This window comes from Streptomyces sp. NBC_01268 (assembly GCF_036240795.1).
Classification (GTDB): Bacteria; Actinomycetota; Actinomycetes; order Streptomycetales; family Streptomycetaceae; genus Streptomyces.
This window is the reverse complement of sequence record NZ_CP108454.1, coordinates 6,416,610-6,435,906: the sequence shown is the minus strand read 5'-3', so window position 1 is coordinate 6,435,906 and position 19,297 is coordinate 6,416,610. Positions and strand designations below refer to the sequence as shown.

At 69.4% G+C, this 19,297-nt stretch carries 11 protein-coding genes; 2 read left to right on the top strand and 9 right to left on the bottom strand.

Annotation, left to right across the window (positions count from 1 at the left end; all coding sequences use genetic code 11):
- Positions 1–117 precede the first annotated feature (117 nt).
- The 8 genes from dxs to ngcE all read right to left on the bottom strand — a co-directional run bounded on the left by dxs (position 118) and on the right by ngcE (position 10,472).
- Positions 118–2,037 carry a 1-deoxy-D-xylulose-5-phosphate synthase gene (gene dxs, locus OG309_RS28850; protein ID WP_329425154.1) on the bottom strand — a complete coding sequence of 640 codons (1,920 nt, stop codon included), beginning with the start codon at positions 2,035–2,037 and terminating at the stop codon, positions 118–120.
- A 200-nt stretch (positions 2,038–2,237) separates the two neighbouring features.
- Positions 2,238–3,548 carry a sugar ABC transporter permease gene (locus OG309_RS28845; protein WP_329425153.1) on the bottom strand — a complete coding sequence of 437 codons (1,311 nt, stop codon included), beginning with the start codon at positions 3,546–3,548 and terminating at the stop codon, positions 2,238–2,240.
- The gene (locus tag OG309_RS28840; RefSeq protein WP_329425151.1) at positions 3,545–4,354 is read right to left on the bottom strand and encodes an ATP-binding cassette domain-containing protein; all 810 of its coding nucleotides are present in this window, start codon (positions 4,352–4,354) and stop codon (positions 3,545–3,547) included. Before OG309_RS28840 ends, OG309_RS28845 begins: the two co-directional genes overlap by 4 nt.
- Positions 4,355–4,505: 151 nt before the next feature.
- Entirely contained in the window at positions 4,506–5,606 is a 1,101-nt protein-coding gene (locus OG309_RS28835) for a sugar ABC transporter substrate-binding protein (protein WP_402545500.1), read from the bottom strand.
- Between the two features lie 122 nt (positions 5,607–5,728).
- Positions 5,729–6,940 (bottom strand): ROK family transcriptional regulator, encoded by a 1,212-nt coding sequence (locus OG309_RS28830; RefSeq protein WP_329425150.1) that lies wholly within the window; start codon positions 6,938–6,940, stop codon positions 5,729–5,731.
- Between the two features lie 156 nt (positions 6,941–7,096).
- On the bottom strand, positions 7,097–8,050 hold the full coding sequence (locus tag OG309_RS28825) for a carbohydrate ABC transporter permease (protein WP_329425148.1): 954 nt from the start codon (positions 8,048–8,050) through the stop codon (positions 7,097–7,099).
- 15 nt (positions 8,051–8,065) lie between these two features.
- Complete coding sequence (locus tag OG309_RS28820) at positions 8,066–8,995, bottom strand: carbohydrate ABC transporter permease (RefSeq protein WP_329425147.1); 930 nt, start codon at positions 8,993–8,995, stop codon at positions 8,066–8,068.
- Positions 8,996–9,032: 37 nt separating this feature from the next.
- Positions 9,033–10,472, bottom strand: coding sequence for an N-acetylglucosamine/diacetylchitobiose ABC transporter substrate-binding protein (ngcE, locus tag OG309_RS28815; RefSeq protein ID WP_329425146.1), 1,440 nt, complete (start codon positions 10,470–10,472; stop codon positions 9,033–9,035).
- Positions 10,473–10,854: 382 nt separating this feature from the next.
- On the opposite strand from ngcE, the gene OG309_RS28810 reads away from it, so the two are divergent.
- Positions 10,855–14,670, top strand: a complete 3,816-nt coding sequence (locus OG309_RS28810; protein WP_329425144.1) for a GH92 family glycosyl hydrolase — start codon at positions 10,855–10,857, stop codon at positions 14,668–14,670.
- 96 nt (positions 14,671–14,766) lie between these two features.
- On the opposite strand, the gene acnA is transcribed toward OG309_RS28810, so the two are convergent.
- Positions 14,767–17,484 carry an aconitate hydratase AcnA gene (acnA, locus tag OG309_RS28805; protein WP_329425143.1) on the bottom strand — a complete coding sequence of 906 codons (2,718 nt, stop codon included), beginning with the start codon at positions 17,482–17,484 and terminating at the stop codon, positions 14,767–14,769.
- A gap of 370 nt (positions 17,485–17,854) precedes the next feature.
- On the opposite strand from acnA, the gene OG309_RS28800 reads away from it, so the two are divergent.
- Entirely contained in the window at positions 17,855–19,294 is a 1,440-nt protein-coding gene (locus tag OG309_RS28800) for an eCIS core domain-containing protein (RefSeq protein WP_329425142.1), read from the top strand.
- The last annotated feature ends 3 nt before the right edge of the window (positions 19,295–19,297 follow it).

Genomic DNA, 19,297 nt, shown 5'->3' with positions numbered 1-19,297 from the left:
CACCTCCTGCCAGTGGGCTGCCCGCCCTCAGGCCAGAATGCACGCGAAAGGGCCGGTCGGCACTCCGAAGAGTGAGCCGACCGGCCCAAAGGTGACGCTGGGTGAGATCCCGGCGGGTCAGTCCCGGGCGGGCTCCACGGCCTTGGCGCTGGACTCGAAGCGCCCGTCGAGGCGTGACACCAGGCCGGTGACCTGGCGCGCGATGTCCGGGGCGGTGAGCCCGATCTCGGCCATGACCTCGCCGCGGGAGGCGTGGTCGAGGAAGCGCGGCGGGATGCCGAAGTCGCGCAGCGGCACGTCCACGCCCGCGTCGCGCAGCGCCTGGGCGACGGCGGAGCCGACACCGCCGACGCGGCTGTTGTCCTCGACGGTGACGACCACGCGGTGCTGCTCGGCGAGCGGGGCGAGGGCCTCGTCGACGGGCTTGACCCAGCGCGGGTCGACCACGGTGGTGGAGATGCCCTGCTTGTCGAGGAGGTCGGCGATCTCCAGGCACATCGGCGCGAGGGCGCCGACCGAGACCAGGAGGACGTCGGGCGTGTCGGTGCCCGGCTCGCGGAGCACGTCCATGCCGCCGACCCGGCGCAGCGCGGGGACGGCCGGGCCGACCGCGCCCTTGGAGAAGCGGACCACGGTGGGGGCGTCGGTGACCTCGACGGCCTCACGCAGCTGGGCGCGGACCTGGTCGGCGTCGCGCGGGGCGGCGAGCCGCAGGCCGGGCACGACCTGGAGGATCGACATGTCCCACATGCCGTTGTGGGAGGCACCGTCGGTGCCCGTGACACCGGCCCGGTCCAGGACGAAGGTGACGCCGCACTTGTGCAGGGCCACGTCCATGAGGACCTGGTCGAAGGCCCGGTTGAGGAAGGTCGCGTAGACGGCGAAGACCGGGTGGAGGCCGCCGGTGGCGAGGCCGGCCGCGGAGACCGCGGCGTGCTGCTCGGCGATGCCGACGTCGAACACCCGCTCGGGGAAGGCCTTGGCGAACTTGTCGAGGCCGACGGGCTGGAGCATGGCCGCGGTGATCGCGACGATGTCCGCGCGCTCCTTGCCGAGCTCGACCATCTCCTGGCCGAAGACGCTGGTCCAGTCGGCGCCGGAGGAGGCGATCGGCAGACCGGTGTCGGGGTGGATCTTGCCGACGGCGTGGAAGCGGTCGGCCTCGTCCTGGAGGGCCGGCTGGTAGCCGCGGCCCTTCTCCGTGAGGCAGTGCACGATGACCGGGCCGCCGAACCGCTTGGCGCGGGTCAGGGCGGACTCCAGGGCCTCGATGTCGTGACCGTCGATGGGGCCGACGTACTTCAGGCCGAGGTCCTCGAACATGCCCTGCGGGGCGATGAAGTCCTTGAGGCCCTTCTTGGCGCCGTGCAGGGTCTCGTAGAGCGGCTTCCCGACGACCGGGGTGCGCTCCAGGATGTCCTTGCCGCGGGCGAGGAAGCGCTCGTAGCCGTCGGTGGTGCGCAGGGTCGCCAGGTGGTTGGCGAGGCCGCCGATGGTGGGGGCGTAGGAGCGCTCGTTGTCGTTGACGACGATGACGAGCGGCCGGTCCTTGGCCGCGGCGATGTTGTTGAGCGCCTCCCAGGCCATGCCGCCGGTGAGCGCGCCGTCGCCGATGACCGCCACGACGTGGTCGTCCTTGCGGAGGATCTCGTTGGCCTTGGCCAGTCCGTCGGCCCAGCCGAGGACGGTCGAGGCGTGCGAGTTCTCGATCACGTCGTGGTCGGACTCCGCCTGCGAGGGGTAGCCGGACAGGCCGCCCTTCATCTTGAGCTTGGAGAAGTCCTGGCGCCCGGTGAGCAGCTTGTGGACGTAGCTCTGGTGCCCGGTGTCGAAGAGGACCTTGTCCTTGGGCGAGTCGAAGACGCGGTGCAGGGCGATGGTCAGCTCGACCACACCCAGGTTGGGGCCGAGGTGCCCGCCGGTCTTGGAGACGGCGTCCACGAGGAACGACCTGATCTCTCCGGCCAGCTGGTCCAGCTGTTCCGAGGAGAGCCGGTCCAGATCTCGCGGTCCCCTGATACGGGTCAGCAGAGCCACCCGTGCCTCCTTGCGTTTGAGCTGGTCGAGCTTGCCGATTTGTCGAGTCTAATGTTCCGTCTTGGATCGTGGGCATCGGGCCGGGCGTTCGAGCGCCACCCCCATGGCCGACACACCGCTGATCCGCACGGCCGGTGCACTGGTCCGGACGCAGCAGCGCCCGGCGCCGGTTCTCGGCGCCGGGCGGAGTGTGGCGAGCGTTACGCGCGTCCGGCGGTCTTCTGCGTGCGGCGGGAGACCGAGTCGATCACGACGGCGGCGAGGAGCACCGCGCCGGTGATCATGTTCTGGATCGCGTTGGACATGCCGATCATGTTCAGGCCCTGCTGGATCGACTGGATCACGATCATGCCCAGGAGCGCGGACCAGACCTTGCCCCGGCCGCCGAAGAGGCTGGTGCCGCCGATCACGGCCGCGGCGATGACCAGCATCAGCGTGTTGCCGCCGCCGAGGCTCTTGGTCGCGCCGCCGGAGAGGCTCGCGATGAACAGGCCGCCGAAGGCGGCGAGGGTGCCGGAGATCGCGAAGACGGCGATCCGGACCCGGTCCACGTTGATGCCGGCGCGGCGGGCCGCCTCGGCGTTGCCGCCGACCGCGAAGACCTTGCGGCCGAACAGGGTACGGCGGGCCACGAAGTCGGCGATCACCAGGACGGCCAGGAACAGCACCAGGGCGAGCGGCAGGCCGCGGGCGCCGGCGGGCTCGTTCATGACGTACGCGACGACGAAGACCAGGACGGCGACGACGGCGGTGCGCAGCACGATCTCGGCGATCGGGCGGGCCGGGAGCTGGGCGGCCTTGCGGCGGCTGCTGTCGCGCAGGAGCGAGAACAGGTACGCGGCGACGGCGACCAGGGCGAGGCCGTAGGCGGCGATCTTGTCGGCGAAGAAGTAGTTGGTGAGGTTCTCCACCACGCTGCCGGACGGCGTGTTGATGGAGCCCTCGCCGCCCATGAGCCACTCCTGGAAGCCCATCCAGCCGAGGAAGCCCGCCAGGGTGACGACGAACGCGGGGACGCCGATCTTGGCGAAGAAGAAGCCGTGCAGCGCGCCGATGGCGGTGCCCGCGAGCACCGCGAGCACGATGGACAGCCACTGGTTCATCCCGTTGCTGACCTGCAGCCCGGCCCAGACGGCGGCGCCGACGCCGGCGACGGAGCCCATCGACAGGTCGATCTCACCGAGGACGAGGACGAACACGATGCCGACGGCCATGATGCCGAGGCCGGAGGCGTACACCGCGACGTTGGCGACGGAGCTCGCGGAGAGGAAGTTCGCGTTCTGGATCTGGAAGACGATCGCGATGACGATCAGGCCCAGGATCACGGGGAGGGAGCCGAGCTCGCCGCCGCGGATCTTGCGGGTGAACTCGGTCCAGTAGCCCTTGACGCCCTCCTCGCGCACCAGGAGGCGGGGGTCGACGGCCGGGACGGGCGCCGCGGACGCCTCGACGGGGGTCTCGGGGGTCTCGGGAGCCTCAGCGGCTTCGGGGGTCTTGGCGAGGTCGCTCACTTGGCGGCCCCCTTCTCGTCGTTCCCGGCCGCTGCCGTACGGGCCTGCCTGCGGGTCACGGCGTTGTCCGTGGCACCGGTGATGGCGGCGATGATCGTCTCGTGGGTGGTGTCCTGGACGTCGAAGACACCGTTGTTGCGGCCGAGGCGGAGCACCGCGACCTTGTCGGCGACGGCGCGGACGTCGGCCATGTTGTGGCTGATGAGGATGACGCCGTGGCCGCGCTCGCGCAGCCGCTCCACCAGGTCGAGCACCTGGGCGGTCTGCTCGACGCCGAGGGCGGCGGTGGGCTCGTCGAGGATGACGACCTTCGGGTCGCCGATCAGGGCGCGGGCGATGGCCACGACCTGCCGCTGGCCGCCGGAGAGGGCGGCGACGGGGATGCGGACCGAGGGGATGCGGATGGACAGGGTGTCCAGGAGCTCCCGGGCGCGCTTCTCCATGGCGATCTCGTCGAGCACCCGGGCGGAGCTGAGCTCGCTGCCGAGGAAGAGGTTGGCGACGACGTCGAGGTTGTCGCAGAGCGCCAGGTCCTGGTAGACGGTGGCGACCCCGAGGTTCTGGGAGTCGTGGGGCCGGGTGATCTGGACGGGGCGGCCGTCCCATTCGATGGTGCCCTCGTCGATCGGGTGAACTCCCGAGATCGTCTTGACGAGGGTCGACTTGCCGGCGCCGTTGTCGCCCACCAGGGCGACGACCTCTCCGGCGTGGATCTCCAGATCGACATCGGTGAGCACCTGGACGGCGCCGAACCGCTTGGAGACCCCGCGCAACGCCAGCACGGGCGTAGCGGACACGTGAATCATCTCCTTCGCCGCCTGACCGGCGGGGATGTGGTGCGAGAAGTGCTGCGGAGTACCGCGAGTACCGCGAGGGAGTCCGGCGCCCCGCCCCCGCTTGCGGGGCGTGGAACGGGGCGGGGAGCGCCGGACGGTCTTCCGTGGGGGGCCGGGCGGGCTACTTGATGCCCGCCGCCTCGCAGGCCGCCTTGTACTCGGCGGTGCAGATGTCGGCCGCCTTGTAGACGTTGTCGGCGATGATCGTGGAGGCGATGTTCTCCTTGGTCACGATCTGCGCGTCGTACAGCTTGGCCGGGATGTCCTTGAACTCGCCGGTGAGGCTGGTGACCTTCACCGGGACGAGGTCGTCGATCTTCTCGCCCTTGAGGAGCTTGACCGCGATCTCGGCGGTGGTCTCGGCCTCGGGCTTGATCTGCTTGTAGATCGTGAAGGACTGGTCGCCCTTCAGGATCCGCTGCAGACCCGCGAGTTCGGCGTCCTGACCGCCGACCGGGACCTTGACGCCCTGCTTGCTGAGGGCGGTGATGATGCCGCCGGCCATGCCGTCGTTGGCGGAGTAGACGCCCTGGAAGCCCGCCTTGCCCAGCGAGTCGATGGCGGCGCCCATCTTCTTGTTGGCCTCGTCCGGGGACCAGTCCGGGATGTCCTGCTCGTAGACGACCTTCTTCACGCCGCCGTCGAGGACGCTGTGGGCGCCCTTCTTGAACAGCGGGGCGTTGGGGTCGGTCGGCGAGCCGTTGATCATGACAACGTTGGCTTCCTTGGCCTTGGCGCCGAGCGCCTTCACCAGGGCCTCGCCCTGCAGGCGGCCGATCTTCTCGTTGTCGTACGAGACGTAGGCGGAGATCGGGCCCTCGGCCAGGCGGTCGTACGCGACCACCTTGACGCCCTTCTTCTCGGCCTGCTGCACCCAGGACTTGGTGGCCTTGTAGTCGACCGAGTCCAGGATGATGACCTTCACGCCCTGGGTGACGAGCGCGTCGAACTGCTTCTTCTGCGTCTCGGTGTCCTGCGCGGCGTTGTTGTACTTGACCTCGCAGTCGGAGCACAGGGCCTTGATCTTCGCCTCGATGATCGGGCGGTCGAAGGTCTCGTAGCGCGTGGTCTTGTTCTCCGGAAGCAGCAGACCGATGGTCTTGCCGTCGCCGCCGTTCGCATCGCCCGACCCGTTGTCGCCGGCCTGGCCACAGGCGGCGAGGGAGAGGGCCATGGAAACCGCGGCCGTGCCTATGACGACGCGACGCGTCATTGCATTCATGTGGGGTTGCCTCCCTGACGAGGCCGCGACGTTGCGGCCGAGGTGGCTGGAAGTCAACTCGGCCGCAGGGTCGACGTCAAGGAGTAAATCCTTAACGAGATGACAACGGTGCCATCCGTTATCTAAGTGAACGCAAGCGTGGCCTTGTTCGGGGTGCTCGCGGAGCCCCCCTCCAAAAGCGTCGAATCGCCCATTTCGCTGAGCACGAGGGCGAGCGCGCCGAGCACTTCGGCGCGGCCGCCCAGCGCCCCCTGGGCCAGCGACAGCTGCCGGGCGGCGCTGGGGATGGCGTACCGCGAGACGGAGTCCCTGATGGGCGCCAGGACCAGCTCTCCGGCCTCGGCCAGATCGCCGCCGAGGATCACCCGGCTCGGGTTCAAGAGATTGCAGAGGTTGGCGATGCCGCTGCCGATGTGGCGGCCGACGTCGGCGATCACGCGCCGGCAGCCGGGGTCGCCCTCGCGGGCCAGCTGGACGACCCGTTCCATGGTCAGGTCGGGGCCGTGGCTCGACTGGAGCAGGGGCAGCACGTAGCGGGCCGCGGTGAAGGTCTCCAGGCAGCCGCGGTTGCCGCAGCGGCAGACCGGCCCCGACTCGTCCAGGGTGATGTGGCCGATCTCGCCGGCCGTGCCGCCAGGGCCCCGGTAGACCCGCCCGTCGATCACGAGCCCGGCGCCGACACCGCTGGCGACCTTGATGTACGCGAGGTCCTTCACGCCCCGGCCGCTGCCCCAGACCAGCTCGCCGAGCGCGCCGAGGTTGGCGTCGTTGTCGACGTGCACGGGGACGCCCAGGCGGGCGGAGAGCTCGTCGGCGGGGTTGATCCCGCTCCAGCCCGGCAGGATCGACGTGGAGCCCAGGGTGCCCGAGGAGACGTCGATGGGGCCCGGCACGCCGAGGCCCACGCCGACGACCTTGTCCCGGCCGATGCCGGTGGCGGCGATCAGCCGGGTGACCAGCTGCTCGGCCCGGTCGAAGCCCTCCGCGGCGGAGGCGTCCACGTCCAGCGGCTCGGCCTCCTCGGCGAGCACCTGGTGGGCCAGGTTGCCGACCGCGACCCGCAGGTGCGTATGGCCGAAGTCGACGCCGATCACGATCCCCGCGTCGCCGCTGAGCGAGACGCTGCGGGCCCTGCGGCCGCCCGCGGAGGTCGGGGTGACCTCGACGGTCCCGCCGTCCTTCAGCTCCCGCACGATGTTGGAGACCGTGGCGGCGGACAGGCCCGTCGCCCGGGCGATCTCCGCCTGGGTGAGCGATCCGGCCATCCGAACCGCCCGGACGACCCGCTCCAGATTGGCCCGGTGCAGCGACGACTGCGACCCCGGAGTCTCCATTGACTCTCTCCACCCTACGACGTGTACAAGTTATGAACTCCAAGCTCCTTCGTAGGGCTTGTCGCCGTCAAGTCCTCGACGGTAGCCGAAAACGGACGCAAAAGGTCCGGTCCCGGGGTGGACTCCCCGGGACCGGACCTCCGCGCGCGGTCGTCGTTACTTGAGCGTGGCCGAAGTGAGACCCGCCTGGACCTGCCGCTGGAAGGACAGGTAGACCACCAGCATCGGGATCATGGCGATGGTGACGCCGGCGAAGAGCACCGGCAGATCGGTCTCGTACCCCTGCTGCTGCTGGAGCTGGATCAGGCCCTGGGTGAGCACGTACCGCTCCGGGTCGTCACCGCTCTGCGGCTGCATCAGCACGGTCGGCAGGACGAACTGGTTCCACTGCCCAAGCGTGTTGAAGATGCCCACGCTGAGCAGGCCCGGCTTGGCCATCGGCAGCATCACCTGGAAGAAGGCCCGGGTGTGCGAGGCCCCGTCCAGGATCGCCGCCTCGAAGACCGCCGTCGGCAGGGTCCTGAAGAAGGAGTGCATGAAGAAGACGGTGAAGGGCATCGAGTAGGCGACGTACACCAGGATCAGGCCCTGGTAGGTGTTGAGCATCCCGAGCATCTTCACCATGAAGAAGAGCGGGACCAGCGCCAGGAAGACCGGGAACATCGCGCCGGCGACGAAGAAGTAGTAGATGACCCGGTTGCCCCAGAACTGGTAGCGCGCCAGGACGTACGCGGCCATGGAGCCGAAGAGCATGGTCAGCGGCACCGAGAACACCAGGACGATCACGGTGTTCACGAAGTAGTCGCCGATGCCCTTGCTCCAGGCCCGGCCGAAGACGTCCAGCGACCAGTTGGCCGGCCAGCCGAAGGCCGATCCGGCGATCTGGGAGTCGGTCTTGAAGGAGCTGAGCACCAGCCACAGCAGCGGCAGCACGATCAGCAGGGCCCACACGGCGAGGAAGCCGTGTGAGAAGACGTTGAGGACGACGCCCTCGCGGGCGGGGCCCGGGGCCGGGGCGTGTCCCTCGCGTGCCGCGCGCTGGCGGGGCACGGAGCCCCCGCCCGTGCCGGTGGCCGGGCTCGCGTCGGACTTCTGGATGGGTGCAGTCATCGTCGGTTCTCCCGCTCAGAACTCGAGGCGCTCGCGGCGGGTGGCGCGCAGCGTGACCACGGACACGATCAGGGTGAGGAGCAGCATGACCACGCCCATGGCGCAGGCGTAACCGCTCTTCCCGAAGTAGAGGAAGTTGCGCATCATGACCGTCGACATGGTCTCGCTGTGGTGGTCGGGGCCACCGCCGTAGTCGCCGGAGGTCATCGTGGAGACCAGGACGAACATGTCCATGGCGACGATGCCGAGGTAGACCCAGGCGGTCTGCACGGAGTCCCACAGCAGCGGCAGCGTGATGCGGAAGAAGGACTGGGCGCGGCCGGCGCCGTCGATCAGCGCGGCCTCGTAGATGTCCCGGGGGATGGACTGCATGGCGGCGGAGAACAGCACCAGGTAGAAGCCGACGCCGTGCCAGACGACGACCGCCATGAGCGCCCACAGGACGAAGTCGGGCTCGTTGAGCCACTCGATCGGTTCGGTGGCGTCGATGAGGCCCAGCTTGAGCAGCAGGCCGTTGAGCATGCCGCCGGTGTCGCTGCGGTACACGGCGCCGAAGAGCACCGCGAGGATCGCCAGCGAGAGCACCTGCGGGAAGAAGTAGACGACCTTGTAGAACTTGGACCCGGCGACGCCCGCGACGCCACCGGCCTTGCCCCGGCCGCCCGCGTTCACCATGAAGGCGAGGAAGAGGGCGAGCAGGATGGTGATCACCGGGATGAACACCAGGAACAGGATGTTGTGCCAGACCGCTCCCAGGAAGACGTCGTCCTGGAACAGGGCGACGTAGTTGTCGAGTCCGACGAAGGAGAAGGTCTGCGACTGGCCCTTCCAGTCGGTCAGCGAGTAGCCGATCGTCTGGATGTACGGCCAGATGACGAAGACCAGATAGAGGGCCACGGGTACGAAGAGGAATCCCGTGACGAACTGGTACTGCCCTTTGCGCATGGCGTTCCTGTCCCTGATGTCCCCGGTGTGCTGGCGGTCAGTCGCGGTGGTTCTTCTTGGACGCCGGGTCCTTGGCGGCCTTGTCGACGGCGGCCTGGGCCCGCTTGAGCCACTCGGCGGGCTGGATGCGCTTGGCCATCAGCTCGTTGGAGGCGTTCTGGATCTCGGTGTCCATCTCGCTGTACCACTCGGTGTACAGGTAGCGGAACGTGTTGGTGCCGGCCGCCTTGGAGGCCACGACCGTCGACTGGGTGCCGGGGCGCAGCTTGACGCTCGGGTCCACGCCGTCCGCGAGGATGGTGAGGGAGTTCGCCTCCTTGGCGAAGAGCGTCGACCACTCCTTCGAGAGCATCATCCGCATGAACTCCTTCGCCTCGGCCAGGTTCTTGGCCTTGGACGGGATGATGAAGGGCTCACCGGAACCGGCGCGGATGGCCTCGTACGGCATCTTGCTGCCGGGCAGCAGCGGCATCGGCATGAACTTCATGTCGAAGTCGGCCGGGGTCTGCTTGAGCTGCTCGTTCTCCAGCCAGGAGCCGGAGGTGATGAACACCGCCTTGTACTGGTTCCAGCGGGTCTGCGACTCGGTGTGGGTGAGGCCGTTGGTGCCGGCCATCAGGTAGCCCTTCTCCACCAGCTCGTAGACCGCCTCGACGGCCTCCTTGGCCGCGGCGGAGCCGACGAACGCCTTGGGGTCCAGGTTGTCGATCGCCTTCATGGCCTCCAGACCGCCCTTCTTGGCGATCAGGTCCATGATGGCGACGTTGATGTAGTACGGGTACTTGCCCTGGTGGGCGAGTCCGCCGATGCCCTGGGCGGTGGCCTCCTTGCAGATGGCCATGAACTCGTCCCAGGTCTTCGGCTCGGTCCAGCCCTTCTCCTTGAAGAGCTTGCCGGAGTACCACAGGCCCCACACCGTGTAGATGTAGTTGAGGGCGACGACCTTGCCCTCCTGGAGGCCGGCGTCGATCGTGCCGGGGATCAGGGTGTCGCGGACCTTCTTGGACGGGTCGTCGACGGACGGCGCGTCGAGGACCTCGGCGAGGTCGAGCAGCTGCCCGTTCTTCGCCAGCACGTCGATCTTGATCTTCTGGGCGCCGGAGTCGTCGACGATGTCCGGCGGGTTGCCCGCGTTGAAGCGCGGCTGCAGCTTGCCGGTGATCTCCTGGGTGCCGGTGTGGGTGGCGGTGATGTCCCACTTCTTGTTGAAGCTGGCCTCCCACGCCTTGGCGTAGTCGTCGCCGTACCCGCCCTTGAAGACGACGACGTCGATCTTGCCGCCCTTGGCGACGCCGAACGGGTTGTCCTTCGTCTTCTCGCCCTTGGGCTTGTCTTCGCCCGCGTCGTCGCCCCCGCTGGAGGCACACGCGGACAGGAAACTCATGGTCGGCACCGAGATCAGACCGAGTGCGGCGGAACGCTTGATCAGATCGCGACGGCCGAGGCCCTCATGGTTCTGGGCGGAGGTGGATCCCATGCTCAAGTCCTCGCCTTCATTCAGGACTCAGGCGGTGTACCGGTCGCCCGTACAGATTCGCCTCAGGCGAAGGGCCCCGCCACCGCGGTCAATTGCAGCTGGGTCGTACATGGGTCGGGCCGTCGTGCGCAGTGGTACGACGGGCGGGACGCCGACAGGTATAGTCCACTTCCCGCTGCCGGAGCAAGATCGAAACCAGCTTTCTCCGGGAGTCGTCTCCGAGTTGAGACCTGCGGGACGCCGGAGGCGCTTCTGCCCCGATTCCTCCCCGATTTTGCCGTCAACACCCTTGACACCACCTGCCACTTGGCCTTCTCCTGGGGACTTGCTCGGCGAGAATGACAACGTTGTCTACATCCAGTGGCAGGAGCGACGACACGGCATGCGCCCCCCTCTCAGAGCGGTCTCCCTGGCAGCCTCGGCGGCATTGGTACTGAGCCTCACCCCCACGGTGGCTCAGGCGCTTCCGGGCGGAACGGACCAATCACGCCGATCCGGCGTCTCCGCACGGGAGTTCACCACCTCCTTCGAAGCGGACGAAACCCAGCCGACCTGGCGGAACTCCGTCGAAGTCGGCCCTGACGGAAAGAAGCGGACAAGCGGGGTCGACGGCGGATTCGTCACCGGCATCCCCGGCAACGTCACCGACCGCGTGACGACGCTGCGCGCCAGCGGCGAGAACGCGTCCGGCGGTGAGGTCAAGGAGAACCTGACCGACCTCCAACCGGGCACCAAGTGGCTGGTGTTCGAGCCCACCGCGTGGATCGAGTTCGACCTCGACGCGCCCGTGAGGCTGGCGACGTACGCGCTGACCTCGGCCAACGACGCGGCCGAGCGCGACCCGCGCGACTGGACCCTCAAGGGCTCGGCGGACGGCAAGGAGTGGACGGTCCTCGACGCGCGCGCGGGCGAGTCCTTCGCCAAGCGCTTCGAGACCCGCTCGTACGACCTCGCGGGCGGCGGCGCGGCGTACGCGCACTACCGCCTGGAGATCACCAAGAACGCGGGCGCGGGCCTCACCCAGCTCGCCGACGTTCAGTTCTCGAACGGGGACAGCTCCCAGCCCGTCCCCGAGGAGATGCGCAGCCAGCCGGACCGCGGCCCCAGCGGCTCCCCCACCGCCAAGGCGGGCGCCGGGTTCACCGGGAAGCGGGCGCTGCGCTACGCCGGCACCCACCGGGGCGAGGGCCGGGCCTGGTCGTACAACAAGGTCTTCGACGTCGACACCCGGATCGTCCGGAACACCGAGCTGTCCTACCGGATCTTCCCGGCGATGAACGAGACCGACCTGAACTACCCGGCGACGAACGTCGCCGTCGACCTGGCCTTCACCGACGGCACCTATCTGAGCGGGCTCGGCGCCACCGACACGCACGGCGGGCTCCTCACCCCGCAGGGGCAGGGCGCCGCCAAGCGGCTCTACGTCAACCAGTGGAACCAGGTCACCGCGAGGATCGGCGAGGTCGCGAACGGGAAGACCGTCGACCGCATCCTCGTGGCCTACGACTCCCCCAAGGGCCCGGCGAAGTTCCAGGGCTGGATCGACGACCTCTCCCTCGCCCCGAAGGCGCCGCCGCGGCCGCTCGCCCGGCTCTCCGACTACGCGTCGACGACCCGCGGCACGAACTCCTCGGGCGCCTTCTCGCGCGGCAACACCTTCCCGGCGACGGCCGTGCCCCATGGCTTCAACTTCTGGACGCCGGTGACCAATTCGGCCTCCCAGAGCTGGCTTTACGAGTACGCGCGGAGCAACAACGCCGACAACCTGCCGACCCTGCAGGCCCTGTCGGCGAGCCATGAGCCGAGCCCGTGGATGGGCGACCGACAGACCTTCCAGCTGATGCCCTCGGCCGCCGCCGGTGCCCCGCCGGCCGACCGGACGGCCCGGGCGCTGCCCTTCCGGCACGAGAACGAGACGGCCCGGCCGCACTACTACGGCGTCACGTTCGAGAACGGCCTGAAGGCGGAGATCGCGCCGACGGACCACGCGGCGGCGATGCGCTTCACCTACCCCGGCGCCGACGCGAGCGTCGTCTTCGACAACGTCACCGACCAGGGCGGGCTCTCCCTCGACCCGGCGACGAGCTCCTTCACCGGCTGGTCCGACGTGAAGAGCGGGCTGTCCACCGGTGCCGGGCGGATGTTCGTGTACGGCGTCTTCGACGCGCCGGTCACCGGCTCCGGGAAGCCGGCCGAGCAGGGCGTGAAGGGGCACTTCCGCTTCGACGCGGGCGCGGACCGCACGGTGGGCCTGCGGATCGCGACCTCGCTGATCTCCGTCGAGCAGGCGAAGGCGAACCTCGCCGACGAGATACCGGAGGGCACCGGCTTCGACACCGTCCGGGAGCGGGCCCAGGACGCCTGGGACGAGGTGCTCGGCCGGGTCACCGTCGAGGGGGCGACCCACGACCAGCTCGTCACCCTCTACTCCAGCCTCTACCGGCTGTACCTGTACCCCAACTCCGGCTTCGAGAAGGTCGGTTCGGGATACCGGTACGCCAGCCCCTTCTCCGCCCCGGCCGGTCCCGACACCCCGACCCATACCGGCGCGAAGATCGTCGACGGCAAGGCGTACGTCAACAACGGCTTCTGGGACACCTACCGGACGACCTGGCCGGCCTACTCCTTCCTCACCCCGCGCAAGGCGGGCGAGCTGGTCGACGGCTTCGTGCAGCAGTACAAGGACGGCGGCTGGATCTCCCGCTGGTCCTCCCCCGGCTACGCGGACCTGATGACCGGCACCTCCTCGGACGTGGCCTTCGCGGACGCGTACGTGAAGGGCGTGGACTTCGACGGGGAGGCGGCCTACGAGGCGGCCCTGAAGAACGCCACCGTCGTCGCGCCGAGCCGGGGCGTCGGCCGCAAGGGCATGGAGACCTCGCCCTTCACCGGCTACGCGTCGACCGAGACCCACGAGGGCCTGTCCTGGTCCCTGGAGGGCTACCTCAACGACTACGGCATCGCGAAGATGGGCCAGGCCCTCTACGAGAAGACCGGCAAGAAGCGCTACCGCGAGGAGTCGGCGTACTTCCTCGACCGGGCGCGGCACTACGTCTCGCTCTTCGACGCGAAGGCCGGATTCTTCCAGGGACGGGACGCCAAGGGCGCCTGGCGGCTGCCCTCGGAGACGTACGACCCGCGCGTCTGGGGCTACGACTACACGGAGACCAACGGCTGGGGCTACGCCTTCACCGCCCCGCAGGACTCCCGGGGGCTGGCCAACCTGTACGGCGGGCGGGCGGGTCTCGCGAAGAAGCTGGACGCCTACTTCTCGACGCCCGAGACGGCGAGCCCCGACGTCGCCGGCTCGTACGGCAGCGTGATCCACGAGATGACCGAGGCGCGGGACGTGCGGATGGGCATGTACGGGCACTCGAACCAGGTCGCCCACCACGTGCCGTACATGTACGACGCGGCCGGGCAGCCGTGGAAGACGGCCGAGAAGGTCCGCGAGGTCCTCTCCCGCCTCTACACCGGCAGCGAGATCGGCCAGGGTTACCACGGCGACGAGGACAACGGTGAGCAGTCGGCCTGGTTCCTCTTCTCGGCACTCGGCTTCTACCCGCTGGTGATGGGCAGCGGGGAGTACGCGATCGGCTCGCCGCTCTTCAAGAAGGCGACGGTGCGGATGGACAACGGGCGCACGCTGGTCGTGGAGGCCCCGCGCAACAGCGCCCGCAACCTGTACGTCCAGGGCGTGAAGCTGAACGGGAAGCGCTGGACGTCGACGGCGCTGCCGCACGACCTGCTGGCGAAGGGCGGCACGCTGACGTTCGACATGGGCCCCGAGCCCTCGGCGTGGGGCACCGGCGGCTCGGCCGCCCCGGTCTCGGTCACCCGGGACGACAAGGTGCCGACGCCCCGGGCGGACCTGGTGAAGGGCGCGGGCGTGCTCTTCGACGACACGTCGGCGACGGCGGGGCCGCTGGCCGGCACGGTGGAGCTGCCGGTGGCGGCGCCGGGGAAGGCGGTCCAGTACACGCTGACCTCCTCCGCCGACCGGGCGAAGGCGCCGGCGGGCTGGGTGCTCCAGGGCTCGGCGGACGGCCTGACCTGGAAGGACCTGGACCGGCGGGCGGGCGAGACCTTCGCGTGGGACCGGCAGACCCGGGTGTTCACGGTGGCGGCTCCGGGCTCGTACGCGCACTACCGTCTCGTGGCGACGGGTGAGCTGGCCGAGGTCGAGCTGCTGGGCTAGGCCCGTGCGAGAGGTGCTGCAGGGCACCTCCCGCACGGACATGAGGAAGGGCCCTCTCCCCACCGGGGAGAGGGCCCTTGCCGTTCTGCCCGATCCTCAGCCGCGGATCAGGTTGCGCAGCACGTACTGCATGATGCCGCCGTTGCGGTAGTAGTCCGCCTCACCGGGGGTGTCGATGCGGACGACCGCGTCGAACTCGACACCGGTGTCGGTGGTGACCTTGACCGTGCTCGGGGTCGTGCCCTCGTTCAGCTCGGTGATGCCCGCGATGGAGAAGGTCTCCTCGCCGGTCAGGCCGAGCGAGTCGGCCGTCTGGCCGGCCGGGAACTGGAGCGGGAGGACGCCCATGCCGATGAGGTTCGAGCGGTGGATGCGCTCGTACGACTCGGTGATGACGGCCTTGACGCCGAGGAGGGCCGTGCCCTTGGCCGCCCAGTCGCGGGACGAACCGGAGCCGTACTCCTTGCCGCCCAGGATGACCAGCGGGGTGCCGGCGGCCTGGTAGTTCTGCGAGGCGTCGTAGATGAACGACACCGGCGCGCCCTCGACGGTGAAGTCGCGGGTGAAGCCGCCCTCGGTGCCCGGCGCGATCTGGTTGCGCAGGCGGATGTTGGCGAAGGTGCCGCGGATCATGACCTCGTGGTTGCCTCGGCGCGAGCCGTAGGAGTTGAAGTCACGACGCTCCACACCGTGCTCGGTGAGGTACTTGCCGGCCGGGGTGTCGGCCTTGATGGCACCGGCCGGGGAGATGTGGTCGGTGGTGACCGAGTCGCCCAGCTTGGCCAGGACACGGGCACCGGTGATGTCGGTGACCGGGGTGGTCTCCATCGTCATGCCCTCGAAGTACGGGGGCTTGCGGACGTAGGTGGACTCGGTGTCCCACTCGAAGGTGTTGCCGGTCGGGATCGACAGCGCCTGCCACTGGGCGTCACCCGCGAAGACGTCCTGGTAGGACTTGTTGAACATGTCCTCGCCGATGGCGTTGGCGACGACGTCGTTGACCTCGGCCTCGGAGGGCCAGATGTCCGCCAGGTAGACGGGCTTGCCGTCCTGGTCGACACCGAGGGCGTCCTTGGTGATGTCCACCTTCATGGAGCCCGCGATGGCGTACGCGACGACCAGCGGCGGGGAGGCCAGGTAGTTCATCTTGACGTCGGGGTTGATGCGACCCTCGAAGTTGCGGTTGCCCGAGAGCACCGAGGTCACGGCCAGGTCGTGCTCGTTGACGGCCTTGGAGACCTCCTCCGGCAGCGGGCCGGAGTTGCCGATGCAGGTGGTGCAGCCGTAGCCGACGAGGTTGAAGCCGACCTTGTCGAGGTACGGGGTCAGGCCCGCCTTGTCGAAGTAGTCGGTGACGACCTTCGAGCCCGGGGCGAGGGTGGTCTTGACCCACGGCTTGCGGGTCAGGCCCTTCTCCACGGCCTTCTTCGCGACGAGCGCGGCGGCGACCATGACGTACGGGTTCGACGTGTTGGTGCAGGAGGTGATCGCGGCGACGGTGACGGCGCCGTGGTCGATCTCGTAGGTCGTGCCGTCGGGGGCGGTCACCTGGACCGGCTTCGACGGGGCACCGTTCGGGTGGTTCGCCGGGGCGTCGGAGGCCGGGAAGGACTCCTTGCCCGCCTCGTCGACCTCGTCGACGTAGTTGCGGACGTCCTGGGCGAACTGCGCGGCGGCGTTCGCGAGGACGATGCGGTCCTGCGGGCGCTTCGGGCCGGCGATCGACGGGACGACCGTGGAGAGGTCGAGCTCCAGCTTCTCGGAGAAGTCGGGCTCGGCGGCCGGGTCGAGCCAGAGGCCCTGCTCCTTGGCGTACGCCTCGACGAGCGCGACCTGCTGCTCGGAGCGGCCGGTGAGCTTGAGGTAGTTCAGGGTCTCGCCGTCGATCGGGAAGACCGCGGCGGTGGAGCCGAACTCGGGCGACATGTTGCCGATGGTGGCGCGGTTCGCGAGGGAGGTGGCGGCGACGCCCTCACCGTAGAACTCGACGAACTTGCCGACGACACCGTGCTTGCGCAGCATCTCGGTGATGGTCAGCACCAGGTCGGTGGCGGTGGTGCCGGCGGGCAGCTCGCCGGTCAGCTTGAAGCCGACGACGCGCGGGATCAGCATGGAGACCGGCTGGCCCAGCATCGCGGCCTCGGCCTCGATGCCGCCGACGCCCCAGCCCAGCACACCGAGGCCGTTGACCATGGTGGTGTGCGAGTCGGTGCCGACGAGGGTGTCGGGGTACGCCTGGCCGTTGCGGACCATGACGGTGCGGGCCAGGTGCTCGATGTTCACCTGGTGCACGATGCCGGTGCCCGGCGGGACGACCTTGAAGTCGTCGAAGGCGGTCTGGCCCCAGCGCAGGAACTGGTAGCGCTCCTTGTTGCGGCCGTACTCCAGCTCGACGTTCTGCGCGAACGCGTCGTTGGTGCCGAACTTGTCGGCGATGACGGAGTGGTCGATGACCATCTCGGCCGGGGAGAGCGGGTTGATCTTCGCCGGGTCACCGCCGAGCGCGGCGACGGCCTCACGCATGGTGGCGAGGTCGACGACGCAGGGCACGCCGGTGAAGTCCTGCATGATCACGCGCGCCGGCGTGAACTGGATCTCCTGGCTCGGCTGGGCCTGGGAGTCCCAGTCGCCGAGCGCCCGGATGTGGTCGGCGGTGATGTTCGCGCCGTCCTCGGTGCGGAGCAGGTTCTCCAGGAGGACCTTCAGGCTGTAAGGCAGCCGGGCGGAGCCCTCGACCTTGTCCAGCTTGAAGATCTCGTACGACTCGTCACCCACGCGCAGCGTGGCGCGGGCGTCGAAGCTGTTCGCCGACACGACAGTCTCCTTCATATATGTGCGCGTTCCACCACATCCTGCCGCCACGTACACGTCGCGGATCCGCTAAGGTAAGGCTAAGTTAGGTAACCCTTACCGGGTTGGCGGCAGCGGTGCGCCTCGGCAGATATCTCGATGTCGAGATAACTCTAGTACATCACCGGCGGTCGGTCATGCCCGGCATGCCAGCAGCCGGCCGCGAGCCGTCACCCCGGGGCCGTCCCGCAGACCTCGCCGGCCCTCGCCGACCGGGTCCCGCGGGCAGCGAACCGTGCCCGGCGTCATGCACTCCCCTTCCTTTCCGCGCCCCGGCCGCGGTGATGTCGTGGGACGACCTCCCGCAACGTCGACAGGAAGGGCCTCGGCGCGCATGGTCCGCAAGAACGGTCGAACCCCCGACCCCGAACGCTCCACCCCGGCCCCGGCCCGGACACCCCTGCCCCGGTCCGGGGCGCTGAACCTCCCGGAGGCCGCCGGGAACACGGCGATGATCCAGATGCTCCGCCAGGCCGGACACCCCTGGGCCCAGGCCGCCGAGCCCGCGGGACCCGAACAGCACCGGCACGGAGCCGGCTGCGGCCATCGGGCCGACCCGTCCGCCGGGGCCACCGAGGCGGCGCCGGTGCAGCGGTCCACCGTCCACGACGTGCTCAGCACCCCCGGCCGGCCCCTCGACGACCACACCCGCACGGACATGGAGTCCCGCCTCGGCGCGGACTTCACCGACGTCCGCATCCACGACGACAGCGCGGCCCGCGCGTCCGCCGGCGAGATCGGCGCCCGGGCCTACACCTCGGGCAGCCATGTCGTCATCGGTGCCGGCGGCGGTGACAAGCACACGCTGGCCCACGAGCTCACCCACGTGATCCAGCAGCGCCAGGGGCCGGTGGCCGGGTCCGACCACGGGGACGGGCTGCGGGTCAGCGACCCCTCCGACCGCTTCGAGCGCGAGGCGGAGGCCAACGCCACCCGGGTCATGCGGGCGCCTGCGGTGGAGACCGTTGCGGGGCACGGCACGCACCCCCGCGCACAGGACGGCGCCCGCACGGCCAGCGTGCAGCGCATGCCCTTCAACCCCAACGGAAAGCAGACCGCCGGGCCGCCCCCGAAGCAGGGCGACCACCTGTTCAACAAGCTGGCGGACGCCGCGGACCAGCTCGCCACGAACGCCGAGGCCAGACTGGCGACCGTCTTCGCCGGGACCGGCAAGGCCGTCAAGATCGGCCTCCGGGACAACCCGGACCTCTTCAGGGCCCAGCGGGCCGCGTTCCTCGCCAAGCTGCCCCTGTTGCGGGAGAAGGCCGCCGAGGCCAGGCGGGAGCGCCACCCGGACAGCTACCCGCAGTCGCTCTTCTACGCCGCCGAGGGCGTCGTCAGCCAAGCCGGCGGCGACACCAACTCGACGACGTTCGGCACGTTCAGCGCCACCCTGGCCGCACTTCCGGAGCGGTGCGGAACCACGGCAGCGGGCGGGGCCGTCCAGGCCCTGACGCTGCCCCCCGACGTGGCGGCCGCGCGGGGCGGATGGGGCAACCTCTCGGGAAAGGTCTACGACGCCGACGCGGAACGCAGGGTGCGGAACGCCCTGAAGGGGATCGAGAAGGGAAGGCACCAGAAGAAGTTCACCCAGTGGGTCGGCGAGACGCAGGGCATCTACGTCGACCTGTACGCGTTGATGATGGAGACCGTCGAAGCCCTTCAGGCCGTGTGCGAAACGATCCTCAGGGGCGGCGCCGGTGTCGCCGGCACCCCTGCCGCCCCGGCCGAGGCGACTTCGGCGACCACGGACGCCGCGGAGGACCAGAGCTGACGG

What these genes read in the sequence shown, in the direction of transcription:
- OG309_RS28825 (WP_329425148.1), bottom strand. Translation starts at nt 8,050, where the DNA reads ATGACTGCACCCATCCAGAAGTCCGACGCGAGCCCGGCCACCGGCACG.
- OG309_RS28820 (WP_329425147.1), bottom strand. Translation starts at nt 8,995, where the DNA reads ATGCGCAAAGGGCAGTACCAGTTCGTCACGGGATTCCTCTTCGTACCC.
- OG309_RS28830 (WP_329425150.1), bottom strand. Translation starts at nt 6,940, where the DNA reads ATGGAGACTCCGGGGTCGCAGTCGTCGCTGCACCGGGCCAATCTGGAG.
- ngcE (WP_329425146.1), bottom strand. Translation starts at nt 10,472, where the DNA reads ATGGGATCCACCTCCGCCCAGAACCATGAGGGCCTCGGCCGTCGCGAT.
- OG309_RS28800 (WP_329425142.1), top strand. Translation starts at nt 17,855, where the DNA reads ATGGTCCGCAAGAACGGTCGAACCCCCGACCCCGAACGCTCCACCCCG.
- OG309_RS28840 (WP_329425151.1), bottom strand. Translation starts at nt 4,354, where the DNA reads ATGATTCACGTGTCCGCTACGCCCGTGCTGGCGTTGCGCGGGGTCTCC.
- OG309_RS28810 (WP_329425144.1), top strand. Translation starts at nt 10,855, where the DNA reads ATGCGCCCCCCTCTCAGAGCGGTCTCCCTGGCAGCCTCGGCGGCATTG.
- OG309_RS28835 (WP_402545500.1), bottom strand. Translation starts at nt 5,606, where the DNA reads ATGAATGCAATGACGCGTCGCGTCGTCATAGGCACGGCCGCGGTTTCC.